18 protein-coding genes and 1 pseudogene are annotated in these 15,591 nt (G+C 34.6%); 5 read left to right on the top strand and 14 right to left on the bottom strand.

From position 1 onward, the window contains the following. Positions 1–2 precede the first annotated feature (2 nt). The 4 genes and pseudogenes from AAGD99_RS04285 to ribF form a co-directional block, all read right to left on the bottom strand. Complete coding sequence (locus tag AAGD99_RS04285; protein WP_341822685.1) at positions 3–1,313, bottom strand: pitrilysin family protein; 1,311 nt, start codon at positions 1,311–1,313, stop codon at positions 3–5. Next, positions 1,300–2,640, bottom strand: a complete 1,341-nt coding sequence (locus AAGD99_RS04280; RefSeq protein ID WP_341822684.1) for a pitrilysin family protein — start codon at positions 2,638–2,640, stop codon at positions 1,300–1,302. Before AAGD99_RS04280 ends, AAGD99_RS04285 begins: the two co-directional genes overlap by 14 nt. A gap of 29 nt (positions 2,641–2,669) precedes the next feature. Next, positions 2,670–3,146: a signal peptidase II gene (gene lspA / locus AAGD99_RS04275; protein WP_096617753.1), complete on the bottom strand. Its 477-nt coding sequence runs from the start codon at positions 3,144–3,146 to the stop codon at positions 2,670–2,672. Further along, positions 3,143–4,074 (bottom strand): annotated as a pseudogene (gene ribF, locus AAGD99_RS04270) (riboflavin biosynthesis protein RibF). Before ribF ends, lspA begins: the two are co-directional and overlap by 4 nt. 68 nt (positions 4,075–4,142) lie before the next feature. On the opposite strand from ribF, the gene grxC reads away from it, so the two are divergent. Beyond that, on the top strand, positions 4,143–4,493 hold the full coding sequence (grxC, locus tag AAGD99_RS04265) for a glutaredoxin 3 (protein WP_164224674.1): 351 nt from the start codon (positions 4,143–4,145) through the stop codon (positions 4,491–4,493). Positions 4,494–4,608: 115 nt separating this feature from the next. Further along, positions 4,609–5,481 carry a hypothetical protein gene (locus AAGD99_RS04260; protein WP_341822683.1) on the top strand — a complete coding sequence of 291 codons (873 nt, stop codon included), beginning with the start codon at positions 4,609–4,611 and terminating at the stop codon, positions 5,479–5,481. 768 nt (positions 5,482–6,249) lie between these two features. On the opposite strand, the gene AAGD99_RS04255 is transcribed toward AAGD99_RS04260, so the two are convergent. The 4 genes from AAGD99_RS04255 to rsfS form a co-directional block, all read right to left on the bottom strand. After that, a complete protein-coding gene (locus AAGD99_RS04255) occupies positions 6,250–6,726 on the bottom strand; it encodes an SWIM zinc finger domain-containing protein (protein WP_341822682.1) in 477 nt (158 codons plus the stop codon). Positions 6,727–7,249: 523 nt separating this feature from the next. After that, positions 7,250–7,810, bottom strand: a complete 561-nt coding sequence (locus AAGD99_RS04250) for a hypothetical protein (protein ID WP_253307172.1) — start codon at positions 7,808–7,810, stop codon at positions 7,250–7,252. A 54-nt stretch (positions 7,811–7,864) separates the two neighbouring features. Beyond that, positions 7,865–9,115 carry a tyrosine--tRNA ligase gene (gene tyrS / locus AAGD99_RS04245; protein ID WP_264731905.1) on the bottom strand — a complete coding sequence of 417 codons (1,251 nt, stop codon included), beginning with the start codon at positions 9,113–9,115 and terminating at the stop codon, positions 7,865–7,867. A 245-nt stretch (positions 9,116–9,360) separates the two neighbouring features. After that, the gene (gene rsfS, locus AAGD99_RS04240) at positions 9,361–9,687 is read right to left on the bottom strand and encodes a ribosome silencing factor (protein ID WP_253309997.1); all 327 of its coding nucleotides are present in this window, start codon (positions 9,685–9,687) and stop codon (positions 9,361–9,363) included. A gap of 123 nt (positions 9,688–9,810) precedes the next feature. On the opposite strand from rsfS, the gene AAGD99_RS04235 reads away from it, so the two are divergent. Genes AAGD99_RS04235 through AAGD99_RS04225 form a run of 3 tightly spaced genes read left to right on the top strand, consistent with a single transcriptional unit; the run spans position 9,811 to position 11,772 of the window. After that, positions 9,811–10,485, top strand: coding sequence for an AAA family ATPase (locus AAGD99_RS04235; protein ID WP_341822681.1), 675 nt, complete (start codon positions 9,811–9,813; stop codon positions 10,483–10,485). Next, entirely contained in the window at positions 10,478–10,966 is a 489-nt protein-coding gene (locus AAGD99_RS04230) for an RNA pyrophosphohydrolase (protein WP_341822680.1), read from the top strand. The genes AAGD99_RS04235 and AAGD99_RS04230 overlap by 8 nt, the downstream gene beginning before the upstream one ends. Next, a complete protein-coding gene (locus AAGD99_RS04225; protein WP_341822679.1) occupies positions 10,963–11,772 on the top strand; it encodes a TatD family hydrolase in 810 nt (269 codons plus the stop codon). The genes AAGD99_RS04230 and AAGD99_RS04225 overlap by 4 nt, the downstream gene beginning before the upstream one ends. On the opposite strand, the gene mdh is transcribed toward AAGD99_RS04225, so the two are convergent. Genes mdh through AAGD99_RS04195 form a run of 6 tightly spaced genes read right to left on the bottom strand, consistent with a single transcriptional unit; the run spans position 11,747 to position 15,497 of the window. Further along, positions 11,747–12,709 carry a malate dehydrogenase gene (gene mdh, locus AAGD99_RS04220; protein WP_253307177.1) on the bottom strand — a complete coding sequence of 321 codons (963 nt, stop codon included), beginning with the start codon at positions 12,707–12,709 and terminating at the stop codon, positions 11,747–11,749. The two genes, AAGD99_RS04225 and mdh, sit on opposite strands and share 26 nt — an antisense overlap. Positions 12,710–12,712: 3 nt before the next feature. Continuing rightward, positions 12,713–13,285, bottom strand: a complete 573-nt coding sequence (locus AAGD99_RS04215) for an NADH-quinone oxidoreductase subunit C (RefSeq protein ID WP_253307178.1) — start codon at positions 13,283–13,285, stop codon at positions 12,713–12,715. After that, entirely contained in the window at positions 13,278–13,793 is a 516-nt protein-coding gene (locus AAGD99_RS04210; RefSeq protein WP_164224545.1) for a NuoB/complex I 20 kDa subunit family protein, read from the bottom strand. Before AAGD99_RS04210 ends, AAGD99_RS04215 begins: the two co-directional genes overlap by 8 nt. A gap of 3 nt (positions 13,794–13,796) precedes the next feature. Next, a complete protein-coding gene (locus AAGD99_RS04205) occupies positions 13,797–14,150 on the bottom strand; it encodes an NADH-quinone oxidoreductase subunit A (protein ID WP_341822678.1) in 354 nt (117 codons plus the stop codon). Between the two features lie 18 nt (positions 14,151–14,168). Next, positions 14,169–14,537: an HIT domain-containing protein gene (locus AAGD99_RS04200; protein WP_164224547.1), complete on the bottom strand. Its 369-nt coding sequence runs from the start codon at positions 14,535–14,537 to the stop codon at positions 14,169–14,171. Positions 14,538–14,540: 3 nt separating this feature from the next. Continuing rightward, on the bottom strand, positions 14,541–15,497 hold the full coding sequence (locus AAGD99_RS04195; RefSeq protein WP_341822677.1) for a hypothetical protein: 957 nt from the start codon (positions 15,495–15,497) through the stop codon (positions 14,541–14,543). Positions 15,498–15,591: the final 94 nt, after the last annotated feature.

Below are 15,591 nucleotides of genomic sequence, written 5' to 3'. Positions count from 1 at the left end.
CCTTAAGTGTTTCTCCCAACTTCAACAAAAAATAAATTTTCGGGTTCCAGTAAAGAGCTTGCCAGTTCGTTTACTTTCTCTAATTTAACGTCATTAATATAGCTCACAAAATCATTTATATGGTTAATATCGCGGTTGTTTGTCTGAATATTATTTAGTTTTGCAACTATGTTGTTATTATTAAACATAGAGAAAACATAGGAATTTACCATACCAATTTTTGCATCCCGAAACAACTGCTCATCAATTCCTTCCTTTTTTATCCTGCTAAATGTATCTTTTACTGCTGATATAGCTTTGCCAGCAGTAGAACTATCAGTATTAATACTTCCAGCTATAACGTTCCCATGTTTATTGGAAATAATATTTGCATAAACACCATAAGTAATACCCAAATTTTGTCTCAATTCTTTCATTAATATTGAATTTAGCCCCATGCCGCCAAGTGCATTAATTAAGACGCTTGCGTTATAATAATTAGGATCTTCATAAGCTATACCTTTTTGAGCAAAAAATATTACACTCTGTGGTATATCCATAAAAATATTCTTACTTTCTGCAGAACCAAAATCATTTTTCACAGGTATTTTTCTAACTTTTGATCTTTTTGACGGCAATTTAGATAAATATTTATCTAATAATGTAATAATTTCTTCTTTTTTTGCACAACCAGCAACACTGATAACTATGTTATCTTTAGCAAAATTACGCTTTATGTATGTTAAAACATCATCTCTAGTAATGCTCATTACAGTGTCAAGAGTTCCATATTCACTTTTTGAGTAAGGATGTTTTTTAAACAATAACGTATTCAATTCTTCTCCAGCAATAAAAAAAGGATTTTTTTCAAGATTATTAAAATCAACTTTGGCTTTCTCGAAAACTCTATTCAACCCTTCAGGGTCAACTTTAGGACGCATTATAGCGTCGCTCAATAATGAAATACCTTCTTCAAGATTTTCTGATAAAGCATCTAATGAAACTCTAAATGCTTCTAAACCAGCAATAAAATTTAAACTAATCCCTTTATCTTCTAGCCTTTTTGCAAAATCTTTGGCATCATTTTTTCCTGCCCCTTCTTGAATTATAAGAGAAGTAAACCAGGTAAGTCCTTGTTTTTCTACATTTTCATATGTATAACCTGCATCTTTGAATGATATATTAAGTGAAATTTTTGGTAAATCGTGGTTTTCAACAAATAGAAACTTAAATCCTTTACGGGTAGTGACCTCCTCTATATTTAGGTTACCACTTGCTTGTAAATTAAAGCCTAGACAGAAAAAAAATAGGAGTACAAATTTACTTATTCTCATTATCATCTCCTTTTGGCAACAAACGACCAATTAACTTATTAGCAGAAAAAATAGCACAGATTTTATTATTTACATCCTCTAGATTGACATCATTAATCTTGCTATATGAAATATCTATTTCATCAAGTGGAATACCAAGCGCTAACTGTGAGCCGTAAAAGAATGCTATATTCTCTAAGCTAGATAAGTTATCAAACTGTGCTGCTTTATATCTATACTTCGAGCTTTGCAATTCCTCATCCGTTATTCCTTTAGACATGAAGTTATTAATAGCATTTTCTAATTCTCTTTCAACAGTGCCTAAATTAACCCCGCTTTTTGGAATGACCTGAATATCAATATAGCCATCACTAAAAGTTAAACTATTGTAATAAGCAGATACTGATACTGCCACATCTTTATCTAAAACCAAATCTTTATACAGTTTGCTGGATTTGCCGCCACCTAAAATGTCAACCGCTAAATGAGCAGCAGAGGTTTCACTTGTGTGCTTAAATAAAGAAACACGATAACGAAAATATAAAACTGGTTCTTTTACTTCAGTGCTCTCTAAAATCACCGATAAACCTGCATTATGCACTGGATCCTGATTTGGGTAATGTCTCATTACAGGCTTAGCTTTAATTTCGCCATATTTTTCTTCTGCTAGCTTCACTACTTCATCAAATTCCACATCACCCACAATCAGTAATATTGCATTGCCGGGGTGATAATAGTTATCATGAAACCTCGTTATGTCATCCTGATTGTAAGTTGTGATATCGCTCTCCCAGCCAATAACAGACCTGCCATAGCCAGTACGGTAAAATGCACTATCCATTTCTTCCCACAACAAGCTGTTAGGATGATTATCAAATCTCATCTTCCTCTCTTCCAGTACAATGTTTTTTTCTCTTTCTATTTTATCTTGGGTAACATTAAAATTGCCCATTCTGTCTGCTTCAACTTCCATTGCCAGTGGTAAGTCATTTTTAAGGACTAATTCGTAGTAACAGGTATATTCCTTAGTAGTAAACGCATTAAACTGGGCCCCAATGCTACTCATAGTGGCTTCTATATCTGTGAACTTCCCTGTAGTTTCAAACATTAAATGTTCAAAGTAGTGAGCCAATCCTGCTTTGCCAATTGGATCATCCATTCCCCCAACTTTGTATATTACTGCATGTAAAACGGCTGGAATCCGATGATTAGGAACAACATAGACATCTAGTCCGTTACTGAGTTTAGCATGTTTTATGTCGTGCTCTATGCTTAAAGCCTTCAAAGAAATTGGGTAAGTAAAAAAGAGTGCAGGTAGTATAAGAAAACTAAAAAACTTATGAAGCATTATTTCGACCTAATATAAAAACAATTATTTTATTCCTCATTTTGTTTAGAAATAAACATATCGTATATATACCACTTATATAACAATGTAAACATTCCACAAACTATAGATAAATCCGCTAAATTAAAAGCTGGCCAATACCAATCATCAATATGAAAATATATGAAATCATATACAGCTCCCCAATAAATCCTATCAACTACGTTTCCGATTGCTCCACCAATCATCAGAGAAAACCCAAGGTAAGTTGACTGATCATCAGACTTGTATATTAAGTATGCAAGTATACCAATTATTAGTATTGAAAATGCTGAAAAAAAGAAACCGCCATGCGGTAAAGCGCTACACATTCCAAAACTAATGCCTGAATTCCAAACTTCAACTAGCTTTATAAAGCTAGCGATCTCAATTGATTCTCCCTCATCAATCAATGAGTTTATGTACAATTTGCTCGTTTGGTCAATCAATACTATAATTAATATAACAATTAAGCATAACTTTTTCATAAATTTGCCTTTAACCTATAAATTTTAAGATATCATAATTTATCTGTGTTGTTAACTCCTCAATACTATGGAATTTTTTTTCTGACCTTATGAATTTTAAAAGTTGTATATTAACTTTATGATTATATAAGTCTTCATCAAAATCGAATATGTGCATTTCTATTATAGGCTTTTTCAGGTCCTTAAATGTAGGTCTCATACCAATATTGACTACTCCATATAACCAGTTTGGGTTATTATAAGAAAACATCACTTTAGCGTAATATGTACCAAATTTTGGTTTTATCATGCAATCTTCTATAGGAATATTTATGGTTGGGAATCCTATTTCTCTACCTCTACACGCACCCTTTGTCACAACACCAGAAACTTGATAAGGTCTACCAAGTAATTTATTAGCAATGTCTATTTCACCTTTCTGTACATACTCTCTGATTGAAGAAGAAGAGCAAATTTTGCCGTCAATTATTAATGGCTCTAATTTAGTCAAAGAGTATCCATATGTTTCAGAATATTTCTCTAGAGTTAATATATCACCCAATCGTTTATGACCAAAAGTACAATTTTCTCCGACAATTATGTGTTTAGCGCCATATTTATCTATTAAAATCTCACTGATAAAGTCATCGCAGCTAACCTCAGAAAAACCTCTACTAAAATTAATAATATACAAGTAATCTATACCATAGCTGCTGATTAGTTCCTTTTTTTGTTCTTGGTCTATTAACCTAAAATTGTTTCTACCAAATAAAACAGTTGATGGGTGAGGCTCAAAAGTTAAAACTGCAGAGGGTAATCCTCTTTCTTGTGCTACCTTCTTTAGAGTGGAAATTGCAAATTCATGTCCTAAATGAATGCCATCGAAATTTCCGAAGGTTAGTGCTATATTATTTTCTATCCCTTGCTCACAATTATAAATAATTTTCATACAATTTGATGTTTTTACATGTTTCTTATATATAATAACTATATTTTAGCAAGCTACGGAGATAAATTGTGAAAAATACTAAAGGAAAAGTTATAATATATGTAAAGCATCACTGCCCATTCTGCAAAAAAGCAAAAGAGTTACTGGATAAAAAAGGTGTGAAATATGAAGAAATCGATGTGCTCAAAAACTCAGATCTATTTAACGACATAAAATCAAAGTATAACGTTAGAACAGTTCCACAGATCTTTATTAACGATAAGCACATTGGGGGGTGTGACAAATTGATGGATCTTGAAAAAGAAGGAAAGTTGGATGATATGCTAAATAATAATGATAATCACACTGATGTCACAACCTACACAAACAGCAATGATGAATGTGGAGAGTGTGTTATACCACATGATGATTTTATGTAACTTTTTATCTTGTTTTGTCGTGTAATACGTAAATGAAAACTAGTATGCTCACTTTAAACAATTCTTAATGAATTAAAAATACAATTCATTTAGTGAGTTTTTTTAGTGGGAAAAAATGACAAAAAATATTTCAATTATTAGCAGAAACTTAATTAGTATCGAATTAGTTAACAAACAAGATTTAGAGAATTTCATCAAGATTTTCACAGTGCTTGATAAACATATAGCAGCTAAAACACTTTTTACAGAAGAAGTGAGAATAGAGTATAAACAGCACAACGGCAAAGAAGTTGTTGAATTGCTAAAAGATACAGACTTTACATATCATGAGGTTGAAAATGTATTGAACCACCTGAGTAAACATGGAATGAAGGTGCCCAGCAGTGTTATAGCACACACCCTTTTTGCTGCATACAATCACGCACTTGAATCTAAGAATGTAGCATTTTCTTTTTCTGAAGGCTCTCCACAATTTAACATCAGAGTGAGTAAGAACACCTTCATAATAACTCCTATGAGTGAAGAGAATTTGGAATTGAATTCACAAAGTAGCAAGACATTAATAGAGTCGTTACAGAGCGAAAAAAATATTTATGATTGTATAGTAGAAGAAAATACCATTAAAGTTATAGTGCATTCTGAAATACATCAAGCTATAAATTTGATTATAAAATCACTGATAAAGTCTCGCCTTTTAGCAAAAGAGGAAGAAGGAAAATTCAAAGAGAAATTGAGACAACTTGCTTTTAAGGATCAAGCTTTTGTTGAATATTCCAGTATCAAAACCATCAGTAGGTATCCACATAATCATCCTCTGAGAAAGCATGAAAGTATTACTAAGGATATAGAAAATATTTTATGTGATTTCATAGCAAATGAGAACAGCGAGTTTGCTATAGAGCGGTTAAATAAGCTGAGCTCAGCAGTTTCTCCGGATACTCCAAGAATCATCACTAAAACTATAGATAAACTTGTTAAATTTCATTAAGGTATACGAGAGCCAATAGACTTCTTGTACTACCTTCTGTCATCCAAGTAGCCAAGCTACTTGGTTCTTTTTTTGGGTTCAGCACTATGTACATAGCTGTACAAACATTGTAGCCGTTATTCAAGTAGTCCGCAGAAGCGAAAAAACTTCCTTGACAAACTCCGCCAGCCCCCTTATTATGACAATAAGGGTATTTATGACTCAAAACTTGTTTTTGACCTGCAGGCTCAATGACAAAATTCAGTAAAAAACTTAGGGTATTTTTTGGCGGATTACATAAAATTATAGCGGCTGCATGTCTTTTTTATTTTTTCTACATTCAGCCAAATCGCGCTTATTTTAAGCGTTAGCACATTATTACAGCGCCACTTACAGTAATATAGAGTCAAAACTCGCACCACGGGAGTTCTTTGCCTTTTTTTTCATTTGGTAAATTTCTTAATGTTTGTAGCTAAAGCAATTTGAGAGACCGAAAATGGTGTCATTCCAGCGCGTGACGCTGGAATCTAGTCTTTATTATGCAGCCACTTATTTAAAGTTAAGTTTTCTGGATCCAAGTAGTCAAGCTACTCGGATGACAGCTAGCCTGACAACCGTCATCCCGCTACTTGTTAGCGGCTGAGATACCGCTGCGGTATGACGGTCTGCGGCAGTATGACGGTTCGCGGCGGCATCCTCGTCATTCTGCTACTCGTTAGCGCCGCGGCGGTATGATGTCTTCCTTGGATCAGCTATAGATTACCTGATCTCACCATCTTTCCAATCACTTTATAAATAATTCTCGGATTTTGAAAACTTACTTTGAGTGAATTGCTCATATTCTTCATCCTCTAGTTCTTCAAAAATTTCTGGATGTTGGTCACCTAGACGAACAATTATTGAAATGAGCTCTTTGTTTGTTTTTTTAAGTAAAAACCTTTCAAGGAGAGTTTGTTCATCAACATATCCCGGGCACATAGATGATCGATACTCCTTTCTGTCAAGATCAATCAAAGCAAAACCCGTTGCAGCCATATGCTTACATGGACCAAAGTAACAGAATGCAGGGCAGGAACATGTTCCACTGAAAAGAGGACCATCGTGCTTTAGTGTTACTCGATATACATTTGATCCAACTACCTTTGATTTAGCTTGAGATTCATTAACAGATATAATCTGTACCTTTCCTTTGTTAAAATAATCTCTTCCGCTAGAGAGGTAGGGTTCTTTGATAAGACCTGTGATATCTTTATAATACAGTCTCATTTTTGCCTCCTTATTTCATATATAAAGCCCTCAATTTTCTAATATATCCTTTCTTCCATAAAAATTTATTAACCCACCACAACTTTTATATGGCCCTGCGGACAACTTTATAGTGCTATAGCTAACTCAAGAAAGGTTTCCCTACGTCATACCGCGATTCATTCCACAACTGTACGAACGTTGTAGTTTGGGCCACCAGTGGGGTGTCATCCCAGTGCCCAGACACTGGGATCCAGCTTCTATGCAACTTAATTAAAAACGTTTGTTTTAGCGTAAGACAACTACCTTTAGCTCATCAGCTCAGTTATAAGCAAAATTCCTGGATTCCAGTGTCAAGCACTGGAATGACACCATTTGCTGTGCAATTTACCTTCAAAAATGAATGTTCGTACAGCTATGGATTCATTCGCGGTATCTCAGCATAGATTCCGCTAACGAGTAGCGGAATGACGAATTTGTTGTTTTTCAAATTGTAGGTAAACCTAAGCCACTTTAGCTATATATAATAGAATTTCGCTTTCTACTATCTTTCCAATCGCTTTATACATAATTCTCGAATTTTGAAAATTTGCTCCATGTTATACGGTATGGTTGGGTTACTGATCAGCCAGCTCTCAATAAATTGTTTATGCTTTTCTATTTTATAGCTTCCAAGGTGTTCTGGCTCAATTTTTTCTTCCTCTGTCAGTTTTAATAACATGTTATTTCCTGGAAAAGTTATGTCAATAATTCGGCTTTCGTAACGAAGATAGCAATGCATTTCTGGAATGTGTAGTAAGTTATACTCATTTAGAATTGCAGAAGCTTTCGGAGTGTTCACTTTATTCATCATAAAGACAGCTATGTGTAGCGTTATGTCGATTTCACATTCGCAACCTAACTTATAAATCAGAGCATGTTTTGTACTACACGTTCCTCGTCTTTCATTGAATACTGATATACAATCTGTGCGGTCAAAATTGCGTCCATAAGGCAGCTCATGTACATATTCTAATGCTTCACGTAACGTAATAATATCCAAATTTAAAAAGAGATTCGATATAGGCTTATGATTAGATAAATATATTTGATTTAAGTCATTCATATCATCATTATCTAATTTCTCACTTGTATAAAATTTGTTTTCTTACTTCGAGACCTAATCTACCACAACTTTAATATGGCGCTTCTTTCCTGCAGATAATTTTATAAATGGCTGACCTTTAAAGCTCTCGAAATTTATTATATAGTTAACGTCATTTATAATATTATCATTAACTTTGCACCCGTTGCCCTGTATTAAACGCTTTGCTGCGCCTTTTGAAGGTTCAAAACCGGTGTCACGCAGTAGGTTTACTAAGGATATGCCGCTTGCAACTTGTGCTTTTTTTATGATGTAATCAGGAAGTAGTGAGCTATCTTCATTCTCAAAAGCAGAGACTGCAGCAGATAGTGCAAGTTCCGCTTCTTTGTCACCATGACATATTTTTGTCACCTCTGTTGCTAAAACTTTTTTTGCTTCATTTATTTCCTGATCTTTTAAGGATTCTAACTTTTTGATCTCATCAATTGACACATCAGTGAGCAATCTCAAAAAACGTCCAACATCTTGATCATCAACGTTGCGAAAATATTGCCAGTAGTCGTAAGGCTTTAGCATATTATCATCAAGCCACACTGCTCCACTTTCAGTTTTGCCCATTTTTACCCCTTGAGCATTCAATAAAAGAGGGGCAGTAAGGCCAAACAGCTCAGGTAAATTCAACTTTTTTCCAAGCTCAATTCCGTTTACTATATTTCCCCACTGGTCTGACCCTCCAATCTGCAGACGACAGCCATGCTTTTTATTCAACTCAACAAAATCATAAGCCTGCAATAGCATGTAATTAAATTCCAGAAAGCTTAAGGTTTGCTCTCTATCCAGCCTAGTTTTCACACTATCAAAACTTAGCATACGATTTACAGAAAAATAAGCTCCTATATCACGCAAAAAATCTATGTATTTTATGTTATCCAACCAATCTGCGTTATTTACTATCATTGCACCAGTCTTGCTGTCATTAAAAGACACCATTTTCTCTAATATTCTCCTTATGCTGGATGTATTTTGATTGATGTTCTCTACGGGCAAGATGCTTCTTGCTTTATCTTTGAAGGATGGGTCACCAATTTTTGTTGTGCCACCTCCAAGTAAGACTATCGGCTTATAACCAAATTTCTGCAGGTGACGGAGCATCATAATCTGAATTAGGTGACCAGCATGAAGACTTGGTGCTGTGCAATCAAACCCAATGTATGCGACTATATGATTATTTTCGGATAATAGCTGATCTAACCCTTCAATATTTGTACATTGGTATAGGTACCCTCTTTCTTGGATAAAATTTAAAAACTCGGACTTGTGTTTCATTTTATAAACCCCAGTCTATCCTGTCATTAATGCCGAAGGTAACCCTAATAGGGAAAGATGTCATCCAAGTAGCCAACACTGGGATCCAGAAAACTTAATTATAAACAAGCACACTATACAACGTTTTCGATGAAATTGCATGAAAAACTGGATTCCAGTGTCAGCTACTTTCATGACACCACCTGTGCAGGAGTTGCCTTCAAAATTACAACGTTTGTGCAGTTGTGCACCAGCTATCCAGGCAATCAGTTCCATAACTCTTCTATTTTATAATACTCCCTTACTTCTGACCTGAATATGTGAACCATTATGCCTTGAAAATTCAAAATCACCCAATTGCCTTCATCCATACCTTCTACATCTATTTTATCATGTCGCTCGAGACTTTTTATTACGTGTTCAGCTAACGCTTTCACATGGCGACTTGAATCACCAGATGCAATAATCATATATTTTGCAATAATGGTTCTATTCTGCACATCGAGAGTAACTATATCGTGACCTTTATTTTGATCTATTATACTTACAATCATGCTTTTTATTGATTCTGTATCACTGGATACATTAGTCATCATCTTAAATTATTTAATTTACTTATAATTATACACTCAAAATCTCTAAATATGAACTATTTTCAACGCGACTGTTCGTTAAAAAGGTATTACCTGCATCTATTTTATCATCATGTTTTTAGCATGTACAATGATATACTTTTATATATAATTGAAAATAGCTTTCTACTAGTATTCATTATGGACAAGACTCTCATCTACTTAATCGGCTTTCCAGGCAGTGGTAAGTTTACTACTGCAAAGGAACTGTGTAAAATCATTGATGCAGTAATAGTAAGCAATAATCTATTCAATAATATTATATTTGATATTGTTAAATTGCAGGATGCTGAAGTTCCAGATGAACTATGGGAAAAAATTTTTGCAGTTAGGGAAAATGTATTAGCAATACTAGAAAAACACTACATAAAATCAAAACATTATATATTTACAAATGAATTGATAGAGGGTGACCCCTATGATCAGAGAATATACAACTCTGTGGTAAATTTAAGTAAAAAAATGGATATGGAAATTCTTCCTGTAGTGTTACATTGTAATGACGAAGAACTAGCAAGGCGTATTCACTCAAAGGAGAGATGCCGGAAAAATAAAATTATTGATTCGGATTTTGTTATGAAAAGAATTGAAGGGAAAAGGCTATTTATACCGGAAGGTACACTTGAAATTGATAACTCAAACTTAAGTGCAAAGGAAGTTGCAAAGAAAATTGTTGAAGAGATGAAGGAAGAAAAAAATGGAAAATTAATTAAAACTTCTGTAACAAATCATTTAAAAACAGAGCGTACTCGTGGTTGAGCAGAAAGATAAGTATCGTCCTTGTGTTGGCATAATGCTATTTAACAGACAAGGACATGCCTTTATTGGAAAACGCTTTGATAGCGACTCTTACTGGCAGATGCCACAAGGAGGTGTTGATGATGGTGAGGAACTGGAACAAGCAGCGTTACGTGAGTTGCTAGAGGAAGTTGGTACTAATAAAGTAAAGGTTATAACTAAAAGCAAGGATTGGATATACTACAACTTGCCTGAAGAAGTTATACCAAAGTGCTGGAATGGGAAATATTCTGGTCAAAAGCAAAGGTGGTTCTTAATGAAATTTTATGGAGAGGATAAGGATATTGATATTAATTATACTGATCATCCAGAGTTCAAAGAGTGGCGTTGGCAAAGTATAGATGATTTAGTAGCCAATGCTATATCATTTAAAAAAGAAGTTTATAAGACAGTGATAGAAGAGTTTTCTTCTATAATAAAAGCCTCAACAATAAGCTCATGATAGTAGATTCTCATTGCCACTTGATTTATTTTTCCGATGATGAAATACCAAAAGTAATTTCAAGGGCAGAGCAAAATGGTGTAAAAATTTTGCATAACATATGCGTAAGCATTGATGATATCCCTAAATTATTAAAAATTTCTTCATCCTACGATCAAGTCTACTTCTCTGTTGGTATACATCCACTTGATGCTGCTATAGAAAACGGTGAGTGTATACATGCTGATGAATTAGTTGAATTTACTAAGAATCAAAAGGTAATTAGTATCGGTGAAACCGGGTTAGATTTTTATAAATCTGACAACAAAGACAATCAGAAAAAAAGTTTTGCATCACACATAGAAGCAGCAAGAATAACAGGGTTACCTTTAGTTATTCACACTAGGAGTGCTGATAGTGAGATGATCGATATGTTAAAGTCAGAAATGAAAACCTGTGCTTTTAGTGGAGTAATGCACTGCTTTGCTTCCTCTAAAGAGCTTGCTTATCAATCTATAGATTTAGGGTTATATATTTCATTTTCTGGAATCATTACTTTTAAAAATGCGAGCTTACTCAGAGGAATTGCACAAGGTGTACCACGCGAACGTGTTTTGGTTGAAACTGATGCACCGTATCTATCACCTGAGCCTTACAGAGGAAAAAAGAACGAACCAGCAATGGTAAAATATGTTGTGGATTGTTTGGCAGAGTTATGGAATGAGTCACCCGACAAAGTAGCAGAAATAACCACAAGCAACTTTTTTAGGCTGTTTACGAAACTTGAGCTACAAGGAAATTCTATAAAACCATTGATTTGCTTATGAGCCTAAATAGTTCTTTCACTGCATTCACAGATTTATCGAACATTTCTCGTTCACTATTATCCATCTTAACTTCTAGGACCTTTTCAACTCCATTTTTTCCAATAATTACAGGAACACCAATAAACAAATCTTTTACACCATATTCACCATTAAGGTAAGCAGCACATGGTAATATACGCCTTTTATCTTTTAAATATGACTCTAACATGCATATAGCTGAAGATGCAGGAGCGTAGTATGCAGATCCAGACTTAAGCAGATCAACTATTTCTTTACCGCCATTGCGAGTGCGTTCAACTATTTCATCAACTTTTTTCTGCGTAATGAGACCCATATCGATAACTTGGGTAAGTGGAATGCCAGCGATAGAAGTGCAATTAATGAGTGGTACCATAGTGTCACCATGTCCTCCAAGCACAAAAGCAGATATATCTTCAACTGAAATATTTAATTCACTTGCAAGAAAATAACGGAAACGGGAAGAATCAAGCACTCCTGCCATTCCAACAACCATATTAGCTGGAAGGTTTGAAAATTTATGCACCACTGAAACCATGGCATCCAAAGGGTTGGTAACCACTATTACAAACGCATTTGGAGAATACTTCTTAATATTTTCACCAACCTCCTTCATTACTTTAGCATTGGTTTGCAGGAGGTCATCCCTGCTCATTCCAGGTTTTCTAGCAATGCCTGCTGTTATGATGATTGCATCAGAATTTTCTATATCTTTGTATTGATTAGTTCCAGTTAAACCAGAATTAAATCCATCAATAGGGGATGATTCTGCTATGTCGAGTGCTTTACCTTGCGGTATTCCATCACTAATATCAAGTAAAACAACATTGCCGAGTTCCCTTAGTGCAATCATATGGGCAAGAGTTCCACCAATATTTCCTGCACCGATTAAAGATATTTTTTTTCTTTGTACTGTCATTTTCTACTCCTTTGTATTTACTTTTATGGTTTTACCTTCCCAAGGCGATAGGCTATCAAGCATACGAAAATCTTGCGATAAATCTATAGGATTATATACAACCTTTTTTGCCTCTATATCGTATCTTACTTCCTCATAACCAGTGAGAGGGAAATCTTTTAACATTGGATGACCTTTGAATCCATAGTCTGTTAGAATCCTACGCAAATCAGGGTGATCAGAGAATTCTATTCCATACATATCAAACACTTCACGCTCAAACCACGAAGCTGTGCTAAATACCTTTGCTATGCTTGGAGGCATATCGCCCTCACATAATTGAAGTTTTATGTGTACTCTAATATTATGCACAATGCTGAGTAAATTGTACACTAACTCAAAGCGCTTTTCTCGATCTGGATAGTCAACCCCAAAAATATCAACTAATAGTTCAAACCTACACTTTTCATCATCACGTAGAAAGGATAGGTGCTTTTCAATTTCATCTAAAGTTGAATATATTACAATAATGCCATCATCTTTTTGAATGCACTCACACTTGGTCTTTTTTTGTATATGCCTTGCAGTTTTATCCATGCTTTATATTCTGAGTTCGTTTTATTTTGTTTTGTAGGCATAGCATTCCATATAGCAACGCCTCAGCGGTTGGTGGGCATCCAGGGACATACACGTCAACTGGCACAATTCTATCACAGCCTCGGACTACTGAATAAGAATAATGGTAATAACCACCACCATTTGCACAACTTCCCATAGAAATAACATACTTCGGGTCTGCCATTTGATCATAAACCTTGCGCAATGCTGCTGCCATTTTATTAGTTAGTGTGCCAGCAACAATCATCACATCTGATTGACGTGGGCTTGCACGAAACATTATGCCATATCTATCAAGATCATAACGGCTGGATGCAGTATGCATCATCTCAACTGCGCAACATGCAAGACCAAATGTCATTGGCCACAATGAACCAGACCTTGCCCAATTCATTACATAATCTATTAAATCACCAAATTTAGTAACAAGAAACCCTTCTTTTTTATAACGACCCCAGTCATCATTAGATAGAATTTGATTTGTCATAAACTACTCCCACTCTAATGCACCTTTACACCATTCATAGATAAAACCTATAGTGAGTATTGCAAGAAATACCATCATAGACCAAAATCCACCATAGCTTATCTTAGATAAAGAAACAGCCCAAGGAAAAAGAAAAGCGATTTCTAAGTCAAATATTATAAATAATATTGAAACTAGGTAAAATTTAATGTCAAAATTGTTTCTTGCACTGGATAGTGGATTGAAGCCACACTCATATGTGGAAAGTTTTTCACCATCTGGCTTACTCACTGCAAGAAACATAGGCAATATACCTAAAGCAAAAGATACTACAATTGATACGCAGATAAAGATTACTATGGTTAGATATTCGCTCATTTAACAAAACATATAACACTATGAGTTTACATGCTTTCCTAACTTTTTACCACCTAAAATATGCACGTGAAAGTGTGGTACAACCTGCTCTCCATTTTCACCGTAGTTAGTGACTAATCTATATCCTGTTTTTTCTAAATTATATTTATGTGCTATTTCTCTGACAATTTTGAAAAAACTTACTATCTCCTCTTCAGAAGCTTTTAGAATAAAATCATCGTATGAAATATATTGATTTTTTGGTATAACTAAAATGTGAACTGGTGCGTCAGGGTACTTATCACGAAAAGCTAGTACATTTTCATTTTCATGTACCTTCTCACAAGGTAACTCACCTCTTAATATTTGAGCAAAGATGTTATTGCTATCATAAACTTCATTGCTCATATTTTAAGAGCGACCTTTCCCTCTTCCTTTATTTCTTTCTACATCAGGCGTAGATAGTGGTTTTATTACTTCACCAGAGGCATCTTCAAAATTCAAAAAAGTACTTCCCAATCCTTCTGCTTGCTTTTTGATATCTCGTTCTGATAACTGCATATTTTTTATAGGAGAAATAGCTTCTTTACTTTTACCAAAAGGAAACTCGTTAGGATTAGTAATGTTAAAAGATTTTACTAATTCATCTGTACTTGTAACAGTTTCTGAAGACTGCCCTGGTGACTTTCCAGTTTGTGCTGGCCTTAGAGTTTTTGATGGTTTGTTCTGGTTATCACATTCTCGATACAATTTCTCTGCAATACCATTCAGCAATTTTAAGTCTGTATGAATTTTAAATTCTCCACCAGTAATTCCTGCAAGCTTCTTAAGGTCTTCGTCAACTTTATTAGCAATTCCTTTAAGAACAAGCTCTTCTATTTCTTTCTTGCTCTTGCCTTTATTATCAGGATTAGTTTTAATAGTGTTAGCTATTTCCTCAACGTTAATTTCAATTACAATTTTGTTTTCTTCTCTAAAAATAGTTACATTTGGCAGGTTTTTCTTTATTTGACCTAATTGTTCATCGTTCAAATAAGGTATATCTCCCGTCAGAGTCCTTGACGCTAAAAAAGCTACCTTTCCTTTCCCTTTCTTTTGCTCTGTTATTTCTACACCAAGATTCTCACTAGCTTGTGTGGTTTCTATAGGTGGATCATACTCTTCAAGTGGGTTGACAATAATAGAACGCCCGCCATTTTTTATGTCGTGCCGCATTTCATCCCAGGACTTAAACCAATTCTTTGGCCATATAGGGTATACTGCACCCTTGACTAGGACTTTTACACCTCTACCCAGAAAACTTCCTACTCCCGAAGCTGCATTACCAACTTTAGCTAGTATAGAAGTAGATTCTTCATTTTTTGGCATACACACCTCCAAGTTACTTTCTACAACTAAATACATTTTAATTATAGACGAAAAAATTTAAACTTCTATATCCATTATAAGATAGAATTATAGG

The sequence above is a fragment of the Wolbachia endosymbiont (group A) of Clivina fossor genome, from assembly GCF_964026865.1.
Taxonomy (GTDB): Bacteria; Pseudomonadota; Alphaproteobacteria; order Rickettsiales; family Anaplasmataceae; genus Wolbachia.
Note: the sequence above shows the minus strand (reverse complement) of the source record. Positions and strands in the feature narration are given on the sequence as shown.

What these genes read in the sequence shown, in the direction of transcription:
- AAGD99_RS04285 (WP_341822685.1), bottom strand. Translation starts at nt 1,313, where the DNA reads ATGAGAATAAGTAAATTTGTACTCCTATTTTTTTTCTGTCTAGGCTTT.
- AAGD99_RS04280 (WP_341822684.1), bottom strand. Translation starts at nt 2,640, where the DNA reads ATGCTTCATAAGTTTTTTAGTTTTCTTATACTACCTGCACTCTTTTTT.
- lspA (WP_096617753.1), bottom strand. Translation starts at nt 3,146, where the DNA reads ATGAAAAAGTTATGCTTAATTGTTATATTAATTATAGTATTGATTGAC.
- AAGD99_RS04260 (WP_341822683.1), top strand. Translation starts at nt 4,609, where the DNA reads ATGACAAAAAATATTTCAATTATTAGCAGAAACTTAATTAGTATCGAA.
- AAGD99_RS04255 (WP_341822682.1), bottom strand. Translation starts at nt 6,726, where the DNA reads ATGAGACTGTATTATAAAGATATCACAGGTCTTATCAAAGAACCCTAC.
- AAGD99_RS04250 (WP_253307172.1), bottom strand. Translation starts at nt 7,810, where the DNA reads ATGAATGACTTAAATCAAATATATTTATCTAATCATAAGCCTATATCG.
- tyrS (WP_264731905.1), bottom strand. Translation starts at nt 9,115, where the DNA reads ATGAAACACAAGTCCGAGTTTTTAAATTTTATCCAAGAAAGAGGGTAC.
- rsfS (WP_253309997.1), bottom strand. Translation starts at nt 9,687, where the DNA reads ATGACTAATGTATCCAGTGATACAGAATCAATAAAAAGCATGATTGTA.
- AAGD99_RS04235 (WP_341822681.1), top strand. Translation starts at nt 9,811, where the DNA reads ATGTACAATGATATACTTTTATATATAATTGAAAATAGCTTTCTACTA.
- AAGD99_RS04225 (WP_341822679.1), top strand. Translation starts at nt 10,963, where the DNA reads ATGATAGTAGATTCTCATTGCCACTTGATTTATTTTTCCGATGATGAA.
- mdh (WP_253307177.1), bottom strand. Translation starts at nt 12,709, where the DNA reads ATGACAGTACAAAGAAAAAAAATATCTTTAATCGGTGCAGGAAATATT.
- AAGD99_RS04215 (WP_253307178.1), bottom strand. Translation starts at nt 13,285, where the DNA reads ATGGATAAAACTGCAAGGCATATACAAAAAAAGACCAAGTGTGAGTGC.
- AAGD99_RS04210 (WP_164224545.1), bottom strand. Translation starts at nt 13,793, where the DNA reads ATGACAAATCAAATTCTATCTAATGATGACTGGGGTCGTTATAAAAAA.
- AAGD99_RS04205 (WP_341822678.1), bottom strand. Translation starts at nt 14,150, where the DNA reads ATGAGCGAATATCTAACCATAGTAATCTTTATCTGCGTATCAATTGTA.
- AAGD99_RS04200 (WP_164224547.1), bottom strand. Translation starts at nt 14,537, where the DNA reads ATGAGCAATGAAGTTTATGATAGCAATAACATCTTTGCTCAAATATTA.
- AAGD99_RS04195 (WP_341822677.1), bottom strand. Translation starts at nt 15,497, where the DNA reads ATGCCAAAAAATGAAGAATCTACTTCTATACTAGCTAAAGTTGGTAAT.